Source organism: Agromyces cerinus subsp. cerinus (assembly GCF_900142065.1).
In the GTDB taxonomy this organism is placed as follows: Bacteria; Actinomycetota; Actinomycetes; order Actinomycetales; family Microbacteriaceae; genus Agromyces; species Agromyces cerinus.
In genome coordinates this window covers 1,293,097-1,310,032 of record NZ_FSRJ01000001.1, presented here as the reverse complement: position 1 = coordinate 1,310,032, position 16,936 = coordinate 1,293,097, and the positions used below count along the sequence as shown (strand labels likewise).

Annotated in this window: 16 protein-coding genes and 1 rRNA gene; all 17 read left to right on the top strand. The window is 70.0% G+C overall.

Annotation, left to right across the window (positions count from 1 at the left end; translation table 11 throughout):
• A 5S ribosomal RNA gene (gene rrf, locus BUR99_RS06065) occupies positions 1-94 on the top strand; the annotation flags it as partial.
• A 118-nt stretch (positions 95-212) separates the two neighbouring features.
• A complete protein-coding gene (locus BUR99_RS20505) occupies positions 213-1,961 on the top strand; it encodes a primosomal protein (RefSeq protein ID WP_234980746.1) in 1,749 nt (582 codons plus the stop codon).
• Positions 1,936-2,967, top strand: a complete 1,032-nt coding sequence (locus tag BUR99_RS06055; RefSeq protein WP_074259356.1) for an HAD-IIA family hydrolase — start codon at positions 1,936-1,938, stop codon at positions 2,965-2,967. Before BUR99_RS20505 ends, BUR99_RS06055 begins: the two co-directional genes overlap by 26 nt.
• Positions 2,968-3,015: 48 nt before the next feature.
• A complete protein-coding gene (locus BUR99_RS19885) occupies positions 3,016-3,210 on the top strand; it encodes a hypothetical protein (RefSeq protein WP_143231471.1) in 195 nt (64 codons plus the stop codon).
• Between the two features lie 3 nt (positions 3,211-3,213).
• The gene (locus BUR99_RS06050; RefSeq protein ID WP_074259355.1) at positions 3,214-4,023 is read left to right on the top strand and encodes a TlyA family RNA methyltransferase; all 810 of its coding nucleotides are present in this window, start codon (positions 3,214-3,216) and stop codon (positions 4,021-4,023) included.
• Positions 3,978-4,934, top strand: a complete 957-nt coding sequence (locus BUR99_RS06045; RefSeq protein ID WP_074259354.1) for an NAD kinase — start codon at positions 3,978-3,980, stop codon at positions 4,932-4,934. Before BUR99_RS06050 ends, BUR99_RS06045 begins: the two co-directional genes overlap by 46 nt.
• Before the next feature lie 24 nt (positions 4,935-4,958).
• A complete protein-coding gene (recN, locus tag BUR99_RS06040) occupies positions 4,959-6,659 on the top strand; it encodes a DNA repair protein RecN (protein ID WP_074259353.1) in 1,701 nt (566 codons plus the stop codon).
• 52 nt (positions 6,660-6,711) lie between these two features.
• On the top strand, positions 6,712-8,487 hold the full coding sequence (locus BUR99_RS06035) for a CTP synthase (protein ID WP_084183635.1): 1,776 nt from the start codon (positions 6,712-6,714) through the stop codon (positions 8,485-8,487).
• On the top strand, positions 8,480-9,154 hold the full coding sequence (locus BUR99_RS06030) for an NUDIX domain-containing protein (protein ID WP_074259351.1): 675 nt from the start codon (positions 8,480-8,482) through the stop codon (positions 9,152-9,154). The genes BUR99_RS06035 and BUR99_RS06030 overlap by 8 nt, the downstream gene beginning before the upstream one ends.
• Positions 9,151-10,053, top strand: coding sequence for a site-specific tyrosine recombinase XerD (gene xerD / locus BUR99_RS06025; protein ID WP_074259350.1), 903 nt, complete (start codon positions 9,151-9,153; stop codon positions 10,051-10,053). Before BUR99_RS06030 ends, xerD begins: the two co-directional genes overlap by 4 nt.
• A 43-nt stretch (positions 10,054-10,096) precedes the next feature.
• Positions 10,097-10,981 carry a ParA family protein gene (locus BUR99_RS06020; RefSeq protein ID WP_074259349.1) on the top strand — a complete coding sequence of 295 codons (885 nt, stop codon included), beginning with the start codon at positions 10,097-10,099 and terminating at the stop codon, positions 10,979-10,981.
• A gap of 211 nt (positions 10,982-11,192) precedes the next feature.
• Positions 11,193-12,002, top strand: coding sequence for a segregation and condensation protein A (locus BUR99_RS06015; protein WP_074259520.1), 810 nt, complete (start codon positions 11,193-11,195; stop codon positions 12,000-12,002).
• Positions 11,992-12,747: an SMC-Scp complex subunit ScpB gene (gene scpB, locus BUR99_RS06010; RefSeq protein WP_084183633.1), complete on the top strand. Its 756-nt coding sequence runs from the start codon at positions 11,992-11,994 to the stop codon at positions 12,745-12,747. The genes BUR99_RS06015 and scpB overlap by 11 nt, the downstream gene beginning before the upstream one ends.
• Positions 12,740-13,555, top strand: coding sequence for a pseudouridine synthase (locus tag BUR99_RS06005; RefSeq protein ID WP_074259348.1), 816 nt, complete (start codon positions 12,740-12,742; stop codon positions 13,553-13,555). The genes scpB and BUR99_RS06005 overlap by 8 nt, the downstream gene beginning before the upstream one ends.
• On the top strand, positions 13,552-14,634 hold the full coding sequence (locus BUR99_RS06000) for a prephenate dehydrogenase (RefSeq protein ID WP_074259347.1): 1,083 nt from the start codon (positions 13,552-13,554) through the stop codon (positions 14,632-14,634). Before BUR99_RS06005 ends, BUR99_RS06000 begins: the two co-directional genes overlap by 4 nt.
• Complete coding sequence (gene cmk, locus BUR99_RS05995) at positions 14,631-15,365, top strand: (d)CMP kinase (protein ID WP_234980745.1); 735 nt, start codon at positions 14,631-14,633, stop codon at positions 15,363-15,365. Before BUR99_RS06000 ends, cmk begins: the two co-directional genes overlap by 4 nt.
• The gene (gene der, locus BUR99_RS05990) at positions 15,362-16,876 is read left to right on the top strand and encodes a ribosome biogenesis GTPase Der (RefSeq protein WP_074259346.1); all 1,515 of its coding nucleotides are present in this window, start codon (positions 15,362-15,364) and stop codon (positions 16,874-16,876) included. Before cmk ends, der begins: the two co-directional genes overlap by 4 nt.
• Positions 16,877-16,936: the final 60 nt, after the last annotated feature.

Sequence of the window (16,936 nt, the reverse complement as noted above, 5' to 3'; positions counted from 1 at the left end):
AACGCCCGGACACATTCCGAACCCGGAAGCTAAGACTCGCAGCGCCGATGGTACTGCAGGGGGGACCCTGTGGGAGAGTAGGACACCGCCGGACAAACATTGAGGAGAGTGGCCACCCGAAGACGGGTGGCCATTCTTCGTTAACGGGGTACTTCACAAGGTGCCCCATTACGGTTGAGTCTCATGAGGACTCCACACACGACGGGACTATCGTGAGCGACTCCAAGAAGGACTCGGCAGACCAGGGACGACCTGAGCGGAGCGAACACCGCAGCGGCGGCAACGGGGCCGGCCGTCCAGCAGGCGCCCGCTCCGGTTCCGCTCCTGGAGATGGCGCTCCCGCCAAGAAGCCGTATGGTGACCGTGACGCGAAGAAGCCGTATGGTGACCGCGGTGCGTCGAAGCCCTATGGCGACCGCGACAACCGGAAGCCGTACGGTGACCGTGACGCGAAGAAGCCCTATGGCGACCGCGACAACCGCAAGCCGTACGGCGACCGTGACGCGAAGAAGCCCTATGGCGACCGCGACAACCGCAAGCCGTACGGCGACCGTGACGCGAAGCCGTATGGTGACCGCGGTGCGTCGAAGCCCTATGGCGACCGTGACGCGAAGAAGCCCTATGGCGACCGTGACAACCGCAAGCCGTACGGCGACCGTGACGCGAAGCCGTACGGTGACCGCGCTGCGTCGAAGCCCTATGGCGACCGCGATAACCGCAAGCCGTACGGTGACCGTGACGCGAAGAAGCCCTATGGCGACCGTGACAACCGGAAGCCGTACGGTGACCGTGACGCGAAGAAGCCCTATGGCGACCGCGACAACCGCAAGCCCTACGGCGACCGTGACGCGAAGAAGCCCTATGGCGACCGCGACAACCGCAAACCCTACGGCGATGCGCCGCGTGGCGGCCGCCCCGGTGGACGTGACGACCAGCCTGAAGCTCCCCGTGAGGTCCATGGAGCGCCCGACCTGCAGGTGCGGCCGCGCCACGACGACCCGTTCATCCCCGAGTCGATCGAGGCACGCGATCTCGACAAGGGCGCACGCGCCGAGCTGAAGACGCTGAGCAAGGAGAACGCCGACTGGGTCGCGCGGCACCTGGTGGCGGCATCCGAACTGCTCGACGACGACCCCGAGCTCGCGCACCAGCACGCGCTCTCGGCAGGACGTCGCGCCGGTCGCATCGCGGTCGTGCGCGAGACGCTGGCGATCACCGCCTACGCGACCGGCGACTTCGCGCTCGCGCTTCGCGAGCTGCGCACGTACCGCCGCATCTCGGGCAGCAACGACCAGCTGCCGCTCCTGGTCGACAGCGAGCGCGGCGTCGGCCGGCCCGACCGCGCCCTCGAGGTCGGCCGTGCGGTCGATCGCTCGACGCTTCCGCCGGCGGTGCAGGTCGGACTCGCGATCGCGATGTCGGGCGCCCGCCTCGACCTCGGTCAGCCCGAGATCGCCCTCGCCGAGCTCGAGATCCCGCAGCTCGACCCCGACCGTGCGTTCTCATACAGCCCCGCGCTCTTCTCGGCGTACGCCGAAGTGCTCGAGGAGCTGGGACGCGCCGACGAGGCCTCGAAGTGGCGGGCCCGTGCCGACCGCGCGGAAGCCGCACTCGGCGGCCCCGCGGAGGCGGAGTCGATCGAGATCTTCGAGGTGGAGCTCGAGGAGTCCGCTGACGAGGTCGACGAGACTGCGACGCCCGACGAGGTCGTCGAGAGCGAGTCCGTCGACGAGGTCGACGAGTCCGAGGCATCCGACGAGCCTGAAGCAGCGGATGCCACGGCGCAGGACGACATCGAGGTCGAGACCGAAGCTGCGGCAGGGACAGGGGCAGGGGCCGAAGCCGACTTCGACGGCGACCCGGGCGACGTGCTCGAGGACGACGTGCGCGAGGTGCTCGCTGCGCTCGAGGCCGACGAGAGCGAGGGCACGTCCGGTGGGACTGTTCCGCGCGAAGACTGAGCACACGACACCGCTCGACGGCGTCGACGCGGTGCTCGCCGACCTCGACGGCGTCGTCTACGCCGGCGCCCACGCGATTCCGCGCGCGGTCGAGAGCCTGAACCTCGCGAAGCGCGATCGGGCCGTCGGGTACATCACGAACAACGCGTCGCGAAGCGATGCATCCGTCGCCGGTCACCTGGCCGAACTCGGCCTCGAGGTCGTGCCGGCCGACGTCGTGACGTCGCCGCAGGCCGCCATGGCGCTGCTCGCCGAACAGGTGGCGCCGGGTGCGCTCGTGTTCGTCGTCGGGGGCGAGGGCATCACGACCGAGCTCGAGAAGCGCGGCTACCGCATCACCCGTTCCGCCGACGATGCGCCCGAGGCCGTCGTGCAGGGCTTCACGCCCGAGATCGGATGGCGCGAGCTCGCCGAGGCGTCCTTCGCGCTGACCGCTGGCGGCGCGGATGCCGCGACCCCGGGGATCCCGTGGATCGCGACCAACATGGACTGGACGATCCCCGTCGCACGCGGCATCGCGCCGGGCAACGGGACGCTCGTCTCCGCAGTCCACACGGCGGTCGGGCGATTCCCGCTCGTCGCGGGCAAGCCCGAGACGCCCATCTTCGACGAGGCCCGACGCCGGTTCGGCGCCGAACGACCGCTCATGGTCGGCGACCGGCTCGACACCGACATCCTCGGTGCCCGGCGCGCCGGCATGCTGAGCGCCCTCGTGCTCACCGGCATCGATCGGGCGAAGCAGGTGCTCGCTGCTCCCGAATCGAGCCGGCCCGACTTCATCCTCGCCGACCTCGACGGCCTCCACGCCTCGTACCCGGTGACGGAGCAGGTGCGCGGCGGGGTCACTCGGGTCGGCGCCGCCCGGGTGCGCGTCGCAGGCAACCGGGTCGAGATCGTCGACGACGGCGACGACCGGCTCGACCTGCTCCGTGCCGCGTGTGCGGCGATCTGGGGCTCGGGCATGGGCATCCACGTGCTCGACGTTCCGGCGCGGCTCTACAGCTGACCGGTCGGTCGTCGGCCTGCCGTCAGCGGCTCGGGGTAGCGTTGACCCGTGAGTACTGAACCCGATCGATCAGCAGCGGCCGAGACGACCCCGCCCGCATCCGATGGGGCTTCCTCGTCGGTGTCGGCCGTGCTCGCCGAGGTCGAGTCACGACCGCTCGCCGAGCGTGCAGCGGCGTATCAGTCCCTCGCCGACGACTTGCGCACTCAGCTCGAGCAGTCCGACCCGTCATTGCGCACCTGACGCATGACCGAACAACGCCTCGACGCGGCCCTCGCGGCGCGCGGACTCGCTCGCTCCCGAACCCATGCTGCAACGCTCATCGCCGCAGGTGTGGTGACGGTCGACGGCCGCCCCGTCGTCAAGTCCTCGGCGAAGGTGGGCGATGACGCGGTGCTCGCGGTCGCGGCATCCGATCACTATGTGAGTCGGGCGGCGCACAAGCTCATCGCCGGTCTCGACGGCTTCGGCGTCGACGTCGCCGGACGCATCGCGCTCGACGCGGGTGCCTCGACGGGCGGGTTCAGTCAGGTGCTGCTCGAGCGGGGCGCTCGAGCAGTGCTCGCCGTCGACGTCGGGCACGGTCAGCTCGCGCCCGAACTCGCCGACGTGCCGGGCCTCGTGCTCGTCGAGGGCTGCAACGTGCGCCACCTCGATGCTGCGCGCCTCGCGGAACTCACCGGGATCGCCGAGCAGCCGTCGCTCGTCGTCGCCGATCTCTCGTTCATCTCGCTCACGGTGGTGCTGCCCGCGCTGCGCGCCAGCGCGACCGACGACGCCGACTTCGTGCTGCTCGTCAAGCCGCAGTTCGAGGTGGGCCGCGGGGGAGTGCGCGAGGGCGTCGTGCGCGACGCCGGTCTCCGCTCCGAGGCGGTCTCGAACGTGCTCTGGGCGGCGTTCGACGCCGGGCTGGGCACGGCCGGGGTCCTGTCCTCCCCAATCGCCGGGGGACACGGAAACCTCGAATACCTCGTACATCTCAGCGCCGCGCGCGGGGTGAATCCGACAGAATGGTCACGTCGGGTCGACGAAGTGACGGGGAGGGCGAAGGCGTGAGTGACGCACGGCGCTTCCTGGTGGTCTCCCACACCGGTCGGCAGTCCGCCCTCGAGGCGACGAGCGAGGTCTGCACGCAGTTGCTCGCCGCCGGCGCGGTGCCGGTCATCGCGGCCGAGCACTGGGACGAGGTGCACGACTTCGTGCCCGAGCTCAACGGCTCGGTCGAACGATTCGAAGAGACCGACCCCACCGCCATCGAGCTCGTCATCGTGCTCGGCGGCGACGGCACGATCCTTCGGGCCGCCGAGATCATGCGCGACTATCCGGTGCCACTGCTCGGGGTGAACCTCGGGCATGTGGGCTTCCTCGCCGAGAGCGAGCGCGACGACCTCGGCTACACGATCGGTCGTGCACTGGCGCGCGACTACACGGTCGAAGAGCGCATGACGCTCGCCGTGCGCGCGAAGGTCGGCGACGCGGTCGTCTACGAGAGCTGGGCGCTCAACGAGGTCACCGTCGAGAAGGCCGAACGCGAGCGAATGCTCGAGGTCGTCATCGAGGTCGACCGTCGACCGCTCTCGTCGTTCGGCTGCGACGGCGTCGTGATGTCGACCCCGACCGGGTCGACGGCATACTCGTTCTCCGCCGGCGGGCCGATCGTCTGGCCGAGCCTCGAGGCCCTGCTGCTCGTGCCGCTCAGCGCGCACGCACTCTTCGCCCGCCCGCTCGTCGTCGGCCCCGAGTCGTCGCTCGCGGTCGAGATCCTGCAGCGCACCGAGGCATCCGCGGTCATCTGGTGCGACGGGCGGCGCACGTTCGACCTCCCGCCCGGTGCGCGCGTGATCGTGCGCAGGTCGACCGTTCCGGTGCGGCTCGCACGATTGCACGAGGCGCCGTTCACCGATCGCCTCGTCAACAAGTTCCAGCTCCCGGTCACCGGGTGGAGGGGCCCGGTCGGGCGTGAGTGAGGCAGAGAGTGATCGAGGGCTGCAGTGATTGAGGAGCTAGGCATTCGCGATCTCGGCGTCATCGCCGAGGCGACGCTTCCGCTCGGGGCCGGCTTCACAGCGGTGACGGGTGAGACCGGCGCCGGCAAGACGATGGTCGTGACCGCGCTCGGGCTGCTGCTCGGCTCGCGTTCCGACGCCGGCGCCGTGCGCGCCGGGGCGAAGCAGGCGTGGGTCGAAGGCCGCTGGCTCGTTCCCGACGACGGTGTCGTCGCCGAGCGCGTGGCGGAGACGGGCGGCGAGATCGAGGCGGGCGAGCTGCTGCTCGGCCGGTCGGTCTCGGCTGAGGGACGCAGTCGCGCAGTCGTCGGCGGCCGAAGCGCTCCCGTCGGGGTGCTCTCCGACCTCGGCGACGAACTCGTGGTCGTGCACGGCCAGGCCGACCAGCAGCGGCTCCGCTCGGCGGTCGCGCAGCGCGAGGCGCTCGATCGCTTCGCCGGGGCGAAGCTGCAGGCCGTGCTCGACGAGTACCGCGTGGCGTTCCACGCCTGGCGAACGGATGCCGCGGAGCTCGAGCGACTGCGAGCCGATCATGATACGCGCCTGCGTGAGGCCGAAGAGCTTCGCGCCGCGCTCGACGAGGTCGAAGCCGCCGACCCGCAACCAGGTGAAGACGTCGAGCTGCAGGAGCGCGCCGACAAACTCTCGAACCTCGAAGAGCTGCGGCTCGCCGCCGCGCAGGCCCGCGCGCTGATCTCGGCCGAAGACGTCGTCGACGACGTTCCCGACGCGGTCGCGCTCGTCGACGGGGCGCGCAGACAGCTCGAACGGGTCGCCGAACACGATGCCGCGCTGCAGCCGATCGGCGAGATGCTGACCAACGCGGGCTTCCTGCTCGCCGATGCGGCCGCCGAGCTCTCGGGATATCTCGCCGGCCTCGACGCCGACGGCGCGCGCGAGCTCGAGATCGTGCAGGAGCGTCGGGCCGTGCTCGGCGGCCTCGTGCGCCGTCACGGCGGCGGCCTCGACGAGGTGCTCGAGTTCCGGCGCACCGGCGGTCTGCGACTCGTCGAACTCGACAGCGACGACGAGCGCATCGAAGAGCTCGAGGCATCCGTCTCCGCGCTCGAGAACGACGTCGACCGACTCGCCGGCTCGCTCACCGAGCTGCGCACCGATGCGGCCGGCCGGCTCGCGACCGCGGTGACCGCCGAACTCTCGGCGCTCGCGATGCCCGACGCCCAGCTCGCGGTCGTCGTCGAGCCGACGGCCGAGGCGACGGCGCACGGCCGCGACGCCGTGTCGATCCTGCTGCGACCCCACCCGGGCGCCGAACCACGACCGGTGTCGCGCGGGGCCTCCGGCGGCGAGCTCTCACGAGTCATGCTGGCGATCGAGGTCGTCATCGCGGGCAGCGACCCGGTGCCGACGTTCGTCTTCGACGAGGTCGACGCCGGCGTCGGCGGCGCCGCCGCGATCGAGATCGGGCGACGACTCGCGCGTCTTGCCGAACGCTCGCAGGTCATCGTCGTGACCCACCTCGCACAGGTCGCCGCGTTCGCGACGAACCACTTGAGCGTGGTCAAGGGCACCGACGGCCAGGTGACCTCGTCGAGCGTGCGCCAGCTCGCGGGAGCCGAGCGAGAGGCCGAGATGGCCCGACTGCTGTCCGGGCTCGCCGATTCGGAGAGCGGACTCGCGCACGCGCGGGAGTTGTTGGAGATCGCCGCCGATCGCGCGGCGTGAGGCGAGGTCGACGACCGTGAACGAGCGGGATCGAAGCGATCCCGAGAAAAAGATGGGGGACCGCGTGGGGCATGTCGGGTCGAATGATCAGGAACGTGAGTTAGGCTATAAGCCCGTGGTGGATGAACGCGGAACAGCTCGTACGAGCACAGACAATCAGAACGACACGACCAAGCACATCTTCGTGACCGGTGGTGTCGTTTCTTCGTTGGGCAAGGGACTCACGGCGGCGAGTCTCGGCAATCTCCTGACTGCCAGGGGCCTCAGAGTCGTCATGCAGAAGCTCGATCCATATCTGAACGTGGATCCGGGCACGATGAACCCCTTCCAGCACGGCGAGGTCTTCGTGACCGACGACGGCGCTGAGACCGACCTCGACATCGGTCACTACGAGCGGTTCCTCGACATCAACCTGAGCCAGGCGGCGAACGTCACCACCGGCCAGATCTACTCGACGGTGATCGCCAAGGAGCGCCGCGGCGAGTACCTCGGCGACACGGTGCAGGTCATCCCGCACATCACCGACGAGATCAAGCGCCGCATGCGGCTGCAGGCCTCGGAGTCGCCGAAGCCCGATGTCATCATCACCGAGATCGGCGGCACCGTCGGCGACATCGAGTCGCAGCCGTTCATCGAGTCCGCCCGTCAGGTGCGGCACGAGCTCGGTCGCAAGAACGTCTTCTTCGTGCACGTCTCGCTCGTGCCCTTCATGGGCGCGTCGGGCGAGCAGAAGACGAAGCCCACACAGCACTCCGTCGCGGCCCTGCGCTCCATCGGCATCCAGCCCGACGCGCTCGTGCTGCGCAGCGACCGGCCCGTGACCGAGTCGAACAAGCGCAAGATCGCGCTCATGTGCGACGTCGACGAGCAGGCCGTCGTGAACGCGGTCGACGTGCCGTCGATCTACGACATCCCCACGATGCTGCACGACCAGGGTCTCGACGCCTACATCATCGACACCCTCGGTCTCGGCGAGAAGGCCGACGACGTCGACTGGTCGGGGTGGAGCGGCCTGCTCGACGTCGTGCACGACCCCAAGCACGAGGTCACGATCGGGCTCGTCGGCAAGTACATCGACCTGCCCGACGCCTACCTCTCGGTCACCGAGGCCCTGCGCGCCGGCGGATTCGCGAACGATGCCAAGGTCAACATCGAGTGGATCCCGTCCGACGAGTGCCAGACGCCCGAAGGAGCGCAGAAGCACCTCGCGCACCTCGACGGCATCTGCGTTCCCGGCGGCTTCGGCGTGCGCGGCATCGAGGGCAAGCTCGGCGCGCTGCTGTTCGCACGCGAGAACGCCATCCCGGTGCTCGGCCTCTGCCTCGGACTGCAGTGCATGGTCATCGAGTACTCGCGCAACGTCGCCGGGCTGCCCGGCGCGTCGTCGAGCGAGTTCGACCCCGACACGCAGTACCCGGTCATCGCGACCATGGAGGAGCAGGTCGAGATCATCGCCGGTGGCGACCTGGGCGGCACCATGCGCCTGGGCCTCTACCCGGCGAAGCTCGCCGAGGGCTCGATCGCGGCCGAGCTCTACGGCTCGACCGAGGTCTCCGAGCGTCACCGTCACCGATACGAGGTCAACAACTCCTACCGTGACCGCATCGCCGAAGCAGGTCTCTCGTTCTCGGGCATGTCGCCCGACCGGCACCTCGTCGAGTTCGTCGAGCTGCCGCGCGACGTGCACCCGTTCTACGTCGGCACGCAGGCGCACCCCGAGCTGCGCAGCCGCCCGAACGACGCCCACCCGCTGTTCCGCGGCCTCGTCGGTGCGGCGCTCGAGCGCCAGCAGGCGAGCAAGCTGTTCGACGACGTCAGCAATGGCTGACACTCACGACACCGGCATCGGCGGGCGGCGCGAGCCGCTCGCCGATGAACGGGTCGAGGTGCCCGTCGTCTCGAGCGAGCGGGTCTTCGAGGGTCGCGTGTGGGACGTCCGCCGCGACGCGTTCGAATTCGGCGGCGAGACCATCGTGCGCGAGTACATGGACCACACCGGCGCCGTCGGCGTGCTCGCACTCGACGACCACGATCGCGTGCTGCTGATCAAGCAGTACCGTCACCCCGTGCGCTCGCGCGACTGGGAGATCCCCGCCGGGCTCCTCGACATCGACGGCGAGCCGCCCCTGGCCGCCGCGAAGCGGGAGCTCGCAGAGGAGGCCGACCTCGAGGCATCCGACTGGGCGGTGCTCAGCGACTTCGCGACCTCGCCCGGCGGCAGCGACGAGCTGATCCGGGTGTACCTCGCGCGCGGGCTGACCGCGACGGCAGAGGCGTTCGCCCGAGAGGGCGAGGAGGCCGACATGGAGACCCGCTGGGTGCCGCTCGACGAGTGCGTCGACGCGGTGCTCGATCGTCGCATCCGCAACGCTCCGTTGGCGATCGCAGTGCTCGCCGCCGCAGCGGCACGTGCACGCGACTGGTCGAGCCTCGGTGCAGCGGATGCCCCGTGGCCCGGGCAGTCCATCGGCCGCACGGAACCTCCGCGACGATGACCAGAACCCCCGTCGACGACTACCTGCGGCATCTCGCCGTGGAACGGGGGCTCGCGCAGAACACGATCTCGTCGTATCGACGCGACCTCGCGATCTACGCCGACTGGCTCGCATCGCGCGGCATCGCCGGGCCGTCGGCGGCGACCGAGCAGGACCTCGGCGACTTCGTGCGCTTCCTCGGCGCCGACCGGGTGCCGCCGCTCGCGACCTCGTCGATCGCTCGCGTGCTGTCGTCCGTTCGCGGCCTGCACCGCTTCCTCGCCGAGGAGGGGCTGGTGGCGGCGGATGTCTCGCGCGACCTTCGCCCGCCGAAGCTGCCCATGCGGCTGCCCAAGGCGATCCCGGTCGACGACGTCGAAGCGCTGATCGCGGCCGCCGGCGGCGACGAGCCGACCGACCTGCGCGACACCGCCCTGCTCGAGGTGCTCTACGCGACCGGCGCACGCGTCTCGGAGGCCGTGTCGCTGAACGTCGACGACCTCGTCGATCAGGAGGTGGTGCGGCTCTTCGGCAAGGGCGGCAAGCAGCGCATCGTGCCGCTCGGCAGCTATGCACGGCGAGCGGTCGACGCCTACCTCGTGCGCGCCCGTCCGCTGCTCTCCGCTCGCGGCTCGGCGACGCCGGCGCTCTTCCTCGGCGTGCGCGGCAAAAGGATGTCGCGGCAGGCCGCCTGGGAGGCGATCCACGATGCCGCCGAGACGGCGGGGCTCGCGACATCCGTCTCGCCGCACACACTGCGGCACTCGTTCGCGACCCATCTGCTCGAAGGCGGCGCCGACGTGCGCGTCGTGCAGGAGCTCCTCGGCCACTCTTCAGTCGCCACCACGCAGATCTACACGCTCGTCACGGCGGACACACTCCGGGAGATGTACACCGCAGCCCACCCGCGTGCTCGCTAGAATCGACCAAGCACCCGCCCGGCCTCAGGAGAGAAGACGACACGTGACGCACCAGACGAACCACTCAGCGGACGGAATCGCAACGCCGCCAGAGCTCGGTCCCACTGGTCGTCCCTCTCGCGAGTTCCCCGAGCCCGCGACGCTCACCTCGCACGGCCCGGCACGCATCATCGCGCTCTGCAACCAGAAGGGCGGCGTCGGCAAGACGACCACGACGATCAACCTCGGCGCGACCCTCGCCGAGTACGGCCGCCGGGTGCTCGCGATCGACTTCGACCCGCAGGGCGCGCTCTCGGCCGGGCTCGGCGTGCCGACGCACGACGTGCCGACGATCTACGACCTGCTGCTCTCGCGCACGCTCGATCCCTCCGAGGTGATCCAGAAGACGAGTGTCGACGGTCTCGACGTGATCCCCGCGAACATCGACCTCTCGGCCGCCGAGGTGCACCTCGTCACGGAGGTCGCCCGTGAGCAGATCCTCGCGAGCGTGCTCCGCCGCGTCTCGGCCGACTACGACGTCATCCTCATCGACTGCCAGCCGTCGCTCGGCCTGCTCACCGTGAACGCGCTGACGGCCAGCCACGGCGTCGTCATCCCGCTCGAGTGCGAGTACTTCGCGCTGCGCGGCGTCGCGCTCCTGATCGAGACGATCGACAAGGTGCGCGACCGCCTGAATCCGGCGATCAAGCTCGACGGCATCCTCGCGACGATGTACGACTCCCGCACGCTGCACTCCCGTGAGGTGCTCGAGCGCGTCGTCGACGCGTTCGGCGACGAGGTGCTCGAGACGGTCATCACCCGCACCGTGAAGTTCCCCGACGCGAGCGTGGCCGGCACGCCGATCACCGAGTTCGCACCCGAGCACCAGGCGTCGCGGGCGTACCGTCAGCTCGCCAGGGAGCTGGTCTTCCGTGGCGCGGTCGCCTGAGGCGGCTTCGGCCCCCGAACAGCACGCGCCCGACGCGACGGTGTCGGCCGAAGACCATCACGCGCACGCGCGGTCGGATGACTCGGGCGCGACGGTGTCGGCCGAAGAGGGTCACGCGCACGCGCGGTCGGATGACTCGGACGCGACGGTGTCGGCCGAAGACCATCACGCGCACGCGCGGTCGGATGACTCGGGCGCGACGCCGGAAGCCATCGAGCCCGACGCGCCTGCGAACGAGGAACGCGGCTTCCGCGTCGCCCTCACGAACTTCGAGGGCCCGTTCGACCTGCTGCTCTCGCTCATCACCAAGCACGAGCTCGACATCACCGAGGTCTCGCTGTCGGCCGTGACCGACGAGTTCATCTCCTACCTGCGCGGCCTCGACTCCGAAGAGGAGCTCGATCGCGCCTCCGAGTTCCTCGTCGTGGCGGCGACGCTGCTCGACCTGAAGGTCGCCGGACTTCTTCCGCAGGGCGAGCTCGTCGACGCCGAGGACGTCGCACTGCTCGAGGCCCGCGACCTGCTGTTCGCCCGCCTGCTGCAGTACCGCGCCTTCAAGGAGGCGGCGCGCTGGTTCTCGGGCAACCTCGAGCGCGAGTCGCTGCGGCACGCCCGCAACGTGCGCCTCGAAGAGAAGTTCCGCCGGCGCGCACCCGAGCTCGTCTGGACCCTGTCGGCCGAAGACTTCGCCGCACTCGCGACCCTGGCGCTGACCCCGCGTGAGATCCCGGTCGTCGGCCTCGACCACCTGCACGCACCGCTCGTCTCGATCCGCGAGCAGGCCGCGCATGTCGTCGCCGTGCTCCGCCGTGGCGACCCCGTGACCTTCCGCCAGCTCATCGCCGGCGTCGGCCAGTCGGGAGTCGTCGTCGCACGATTCCTCGCCGTGCTCGAGCTCTATCGCCACGCCGCGATCGGCTTCGAGCAGCTCGAGCCGCTCGGCGAGCTGACACTGCGCTGGTCGGCCGAGAACTGGTCGGACGAGAACCTCGAGAGCCTGGGGGCTGACTATGACGAATGAGACGGATGTCGCGGCGACGGACGTGCCCGACGAGCAGGTCGCCGACGCGGCCAACGAGCCTGCGGTGAACGAGTCCGACGAGGCGAACGAGTCGGAGACGGGCGGCCCGGAGCTCTCGATCGTGACCCCGCTCGACGTGCCGGGCCAACCCCGCCTCGACCTCGACCGCGCCCTCGAGGCGATCCTCTTCATCGCCGACGAGCCGCAGAGCGTCGTGTCGCTCGCGGCAGCCGTCGCGCGCCCGGTCGCCGAGGTGCGCGCCGCGATCGCGCGGCTCCGAACCGACTACGACGGCGCCGGCGCGTCGGGCGAGCCGCGAACGGACGTTGCGGGGGAGGCCGAGCCGCGAAGCATCCGCCGCGGGTTCGAACTCCGCGAGGTCGGTGGCGGCTGGCGCTTCTACGTGCGCGCCGAGTACGACACCCTCGTGGCCGACTTCGTGCTCACGCAGTCGTCGACCAGGCTCTCGCAGGCGGCGCTCGAGACGCTGTCCGTGATCGCCTACAAGCAGCCGATCTCACGCTCCCAGGTCGCGTCGATCCGCGCGGTGAACGTCGACTCCGTCGTGCGCACGCTGCTCGGGCGCGGCCTCGTCACCGAGGTCGACACCGACCCCGAGACCGGTGCGATCCTCTACGGCACGACCGAGCTCCTGCTCACGAACCTCGGCATCAACTCGCTCGACGAGCTGCCACACATCTCGCCGTTGCTCGACGACGGCCAGGAAGGATTCGATTTTGACTGACGCAACCGGCTGGGGCGGCGAACCCGCCCCTGAGGGCGTACGACTGCAGAAGGTGCTCGCCGCTGCGGGCGTCGCGAGCCGACGAGTCTCGGAGCAGTACATCGCCGAGGGCCGCGTCGAGGTGAACGGCGAGATCGTCACCGAGCTCGGCCGCCGCATCGACCCCGAGACCGACCTCGTCGCGGTCGACGGCGTCGCCGTGCAGCTCGACCCCGCGAAGCGCTACTACATGCTGAACAAGCCGCGCGGCGTCGTTTCGTCGATGCGCGACGAGCAGGGCCGCCCCGACCTCACCCGCTTCACCGACGACCTCGAGGAACGGGTGTTCAACGTCGGCCGCCTCGACGCCGAGACGAGCGGCCTGCTGTTGCTCACGAACGACGGCGACCTCGCACACGTGCTCGCGCACCCGTCGTTCGGCGTCTCGAAGACGTACATCGCGAAGGTCACGGGCCGCGTCACTCCGCAGGTCATCCAGCAGCTGAAGAACGGCATCGAGCTCGACGACGGCCCCATCAAGGCCGACAAGGCGCGCATCCTGCAGCAGCAGGGCGACGACCGGCACTCGATGGTCGAGCTCACGCTCCACTCGGGCCGCAACCGCATCGTGCGCCGCATGCTCGACGCGGTGGGGCATCCGGTCGTCGACCTCGTGCGCCGCAGCTTCGGCCCGCTCAACCTCGGCACGCTCCGCTCGGGGCAGATGCGCGAGTTGACGAAGGTGGAGCGGGGCCAGCTGCTCACCATCTCCCGCGCCGCGGACGCTGGCCGGGAGGACGGCGCCGACCTGAACGAAGGTGAGTCGTGACCGAATCACGTCTGACGGGCCCGGTTCGCGTCGTCGGTGTGGGCCTGCTCGGTGCGAGCATCGGTCTCGGGCTGCGCGCCAAGGGCGTCGACGTGATCCTCGCCGACGCCTCGCCCACGCACCTCGCGATCGCGGTCGACTACGGCGCCGGCCGAGTCGCCGCCGTGGGTGATCGCCCGCAGCTCGTCGTCGTGTGCGTTCCGCCCGATGTCACGGCCGATGTCGTGGCGGCCGAACTCGACGCGTACCCCGAGGCGATCGTCACGGATGTCGCGAGCGTGAAGCTCGCGGTCTACGAGAACCTGAAGGCCCGTGGCGCCGACCTCTCGCGCTACATCGGCACGCACCCCATGGCCGGGCGCGAGCGCGGCGGCCCCATGTCGGGCCGCGCCGACCTCTTCGTCGGGCGCCCGTGGGTCGTGGCCGCCCACGGCGGCATCTCGTATCAAGACGGCTCGGCGATCGATGACCTGATCCTCGACCTCGGCGCCACGCTCGTCGAGCTCACGCCCGAGCAGCACGACGCCGCCGTCGCCCTCGTCTCGCACGTGCCGCAGGTCGTCTCGAGCCTCATGGCGCGGCGGCTCATCGACGCCCCGCACGCCTCGGTCAACCTCGCCGGTCAGGGCGTGCGCGACGTCACGCGGGTGGCTGCGAGCGACCCCGAACTCTGGGTGCAGATCCTCGGGCAGAACGCCGCGCCGGTCGCCGAGATCCTCCGCGGATACCGCGACGACCTCGACCGCTTCATCGACGCGCTCGACAACATGGACGCCCCGGGCGCCCGTCGCCGCATCGCCGAAGAGCTCTTCGGCGGCAACACCGGCGTCGAACGCCTGCCCGGCAAGCACGGCGTCGACCGTCGCTACTCGAGCCTCATCGTCATGATCGACGACCGGCCCGGGCAGCTCGCCCGGCTCTTCAACGACGTCGGCGAGGCCGGCGCCAACATCGAAGACCTGCGGCTCGAGCACTCGCCGGGCGCGCAGATCGGCCTCGCCGAGATCTCGGTGCTCCCCGAGGTGCAGCAGCACCTCACCGATGAGCTGGCCGCACGCGGCTGGCGGATTGCAGGTTGAACGTGTCACTGGTCATCCCGTTCGTCGTGGCCGTCGACGGCCCGGCAGGCAGCGGAAAGTCGAGCGTCTCGAAAGAGGTCGCACGCCGACTCGACTTCGGCTTCCTCGACACGGGCGCCGCGTACCGTGCGTTGGCGTGGCACGTCGAGGCATCCGGCATCGACACCGACGACGCGGCATCCGTCATCTCGTGCCTCGAGTCCTTCGACTACCGCATCGGCACCGACCCGACCGGCTACTCCGTGCACGTCGGCGAAGTCGACGTGACCGAGGCGATCCGCGACCCGCAGATCTCCGCCGTCGTGAGCGCCGTCGCCCGAGTGCCCGAGGTGCGTCGACACCTCATCGAGTTGTTCCGGTCGATCATGGCCGCGGTCGAGGCACCCGGCATCGTCGTCGAGGGCCGCGACATCACGACCGTCGTGGCGCCCGACGCCCCCGTTCGCATACTCCTCACAGCATCCGAAGCGGTTAGAATGAGCAGGCGCTCCGCCGAGCTGACCGGATCGTCGGTCGAAGCTGTGGGGGAGCAGCTGCGGAAGCGCGACGCGGCGGACTCCAAGGTCGTGGACTTCATGACCGCGGCAGACGGCGTCACCACCGTCGATTCCACGGAACTCGACTTCGACCAGACGGTCGATGCGGTGATCGGCGTGATCCGCGCAGCGCAACCCGCGCTCGCCCAGCGGCACGATGCCAGGGGCGCACAGATTTCAGAGGAGACACCATGACCGACCAGAGCGAAGAGTTCGACGCTCCCGACGACGACCTCGTCGAGCGTCTCGCCGGCGTCGACGACGAGCTCGCCGAGCAGCGCGCAGCCACGCTGCGCTCGGGGCTCGCCGACTACGCGCTCGACGACGACGACCTCGATGTGCTCGAGCTCTCGGAGGAGGGCGAGGAGGGCATCCGCTACCTCCCTGCGCTGCCCGTCATCGCGATCGTCGGTCGACCGAACGTCGGCAAGTCCGCGCTCGTCAACCGCATCCTCGGCCGGCGCGAAGCGGTCGTCGAAGACACCCCCGGTGTCACGCGCGACCGCGTCTCGTACAAGGGCGAGTACCTCGACCGTCGCTTCACGCTCGTCGACACCGGCGGCTGGGAGCCCGACGCGAAGGGCATCGACGCCTCGGTCGCCTTGCAGGCCGAGGTCGCCATCGAGCTCTGCGACGTCGTGCTCTTCGTCGTCGACGCGACGGTCGGCGCGACCTCGACCGACGAGCACGTCGTTCGGCTGCTCCGCAAGACCAAGAAGCCCGTCTTCCTGCTGGCCAACAAGGTCGACGATGCACGCCAGGAGCCCGAGGCCGCAGCGCTCTGGAACCTCGGCCTCGGCGAGCCCTACCCGGTCTCGGCACTGCACGGTCGCGGCGTCGCCGACATGCTCGAATCCGTCTTCAAGGTGCTGCCGCAGGTCTCGGCCGTCGCGAAGGACGAGTTCGGCGGCCCGCGCCGCGTCGCGATCCTCGGTCGCCCGAACGTCGGCAAGTCGAGCCTGCTGAACAAGTCGGCCGGCGAAGAGCGCGTCGTCGTGAACGAGCTGGCCGGCACCACGCGCGACCCGGTCGACGAGCAGATCGAACTCGGCGGCAAGATCTGGCGCTTCGTCGACACCGCCGGCATCCGTCGTCGCGTGCACCTGCAGCAGGGTGCCGACTTCTACGCCTCGCTCCGCACGCAGGCCGCGCTCGAGAAGGCCGAGGTCGCCGTCGTGCTGCTCGACGTCTCGGTGCCGATCTCCGAGCAGGATGTGCGCATCATCGACCTCGTGCTCGAGTCGGGCCGTGCGCTCGTGCTCGCGTACAACAAGTGGGATCTGCTCGACGACGAACGCCGCCGGTACCTCGAGCGCGAGATCGAGCAGGACCTGCACCACGTGGCGTGGGCGCCCCGCGTCAACATCTCGGCGAAGACCGGTCGTCACCTCGAGAAGCTCGTGCCCGCCCTCGAGACGGCGCTCGAGTCGTGGGACACCCGCATTCCCACGGGCAAGTTCAACGCGTTCCTCACGGAGCTCACGCAGGAGCACCCACACCCCGTGCGCGGCGGCAAGCAGCCCCGCGTGCTGTTCGGCACCCAGGCGGCCAGCCGCCCGCCGACATTCGTGCTCTTCACGACCGGGTTCCTCGACCCGGGCTACCGCCGGTTCATCCAGCGGCGCCTGCGCGAGATCTACGGCTTCGAGGGCTCGCCGATCGTCATCAACATGCGGGTGCGCGAGAAGCGCGACCGCTCGAAGTAGGTCACGGATGTCGCAGCGCCCGAGTCGCTCCCACGAGGGGAGCGGCTCGGGCGTTCGTCG

Bases quoted from the DNA above. Each gene is read 5' to 3' on its own strand.
- scpB (WP_084183633.1), top strand. From the start codon at position 11,992: ATGACGAATGAGACGGATGTCGCGGCGACGGACGTGCCCGACGAGCAG.
- der (WP_074259346.1), top strand. From the start codon at position 15,362: ATGACCGACCAGAGCGAAGAGTTCGACGCTCCCGACGACGACCTCGTC.
- BUR99_RS06050 (WP_074259355.1), top strand. From the start codon at position 3,214: ATGACCGAACAACGCCTCGACGCGGCCCTCGCGGCGCGCGGACTCGCT.
- BUR99_RS06035 (WP_084183635.1), top strand. From the start codon at position 6,712: ATGGGGGACCGCGTGGGGCATGTCGGGTCGAATGATCAGGAACGTGAG.
- BUR99_RS06030 (WP_074259351.1), top strand. From the start codon at position 8,480: ATGGCTGACACTCACGACACCGGCATCGGCGGGCGGCGCGAGCCGCTC.
- BUR99_RS06045 (WP_074259354.1), top strand. From the start codon at position 3,978: ATGGTCACGTCGGGTCGACGAAGTGACGGGGAGGGCGAAGGCGTGAGT.
- xerD (WP_074259350.1), top strand. From the start codon at position 9,151: ATGACCAGAACCCCCGTCGACGACTACCTGCGGCATCTCGCCGTGGAA.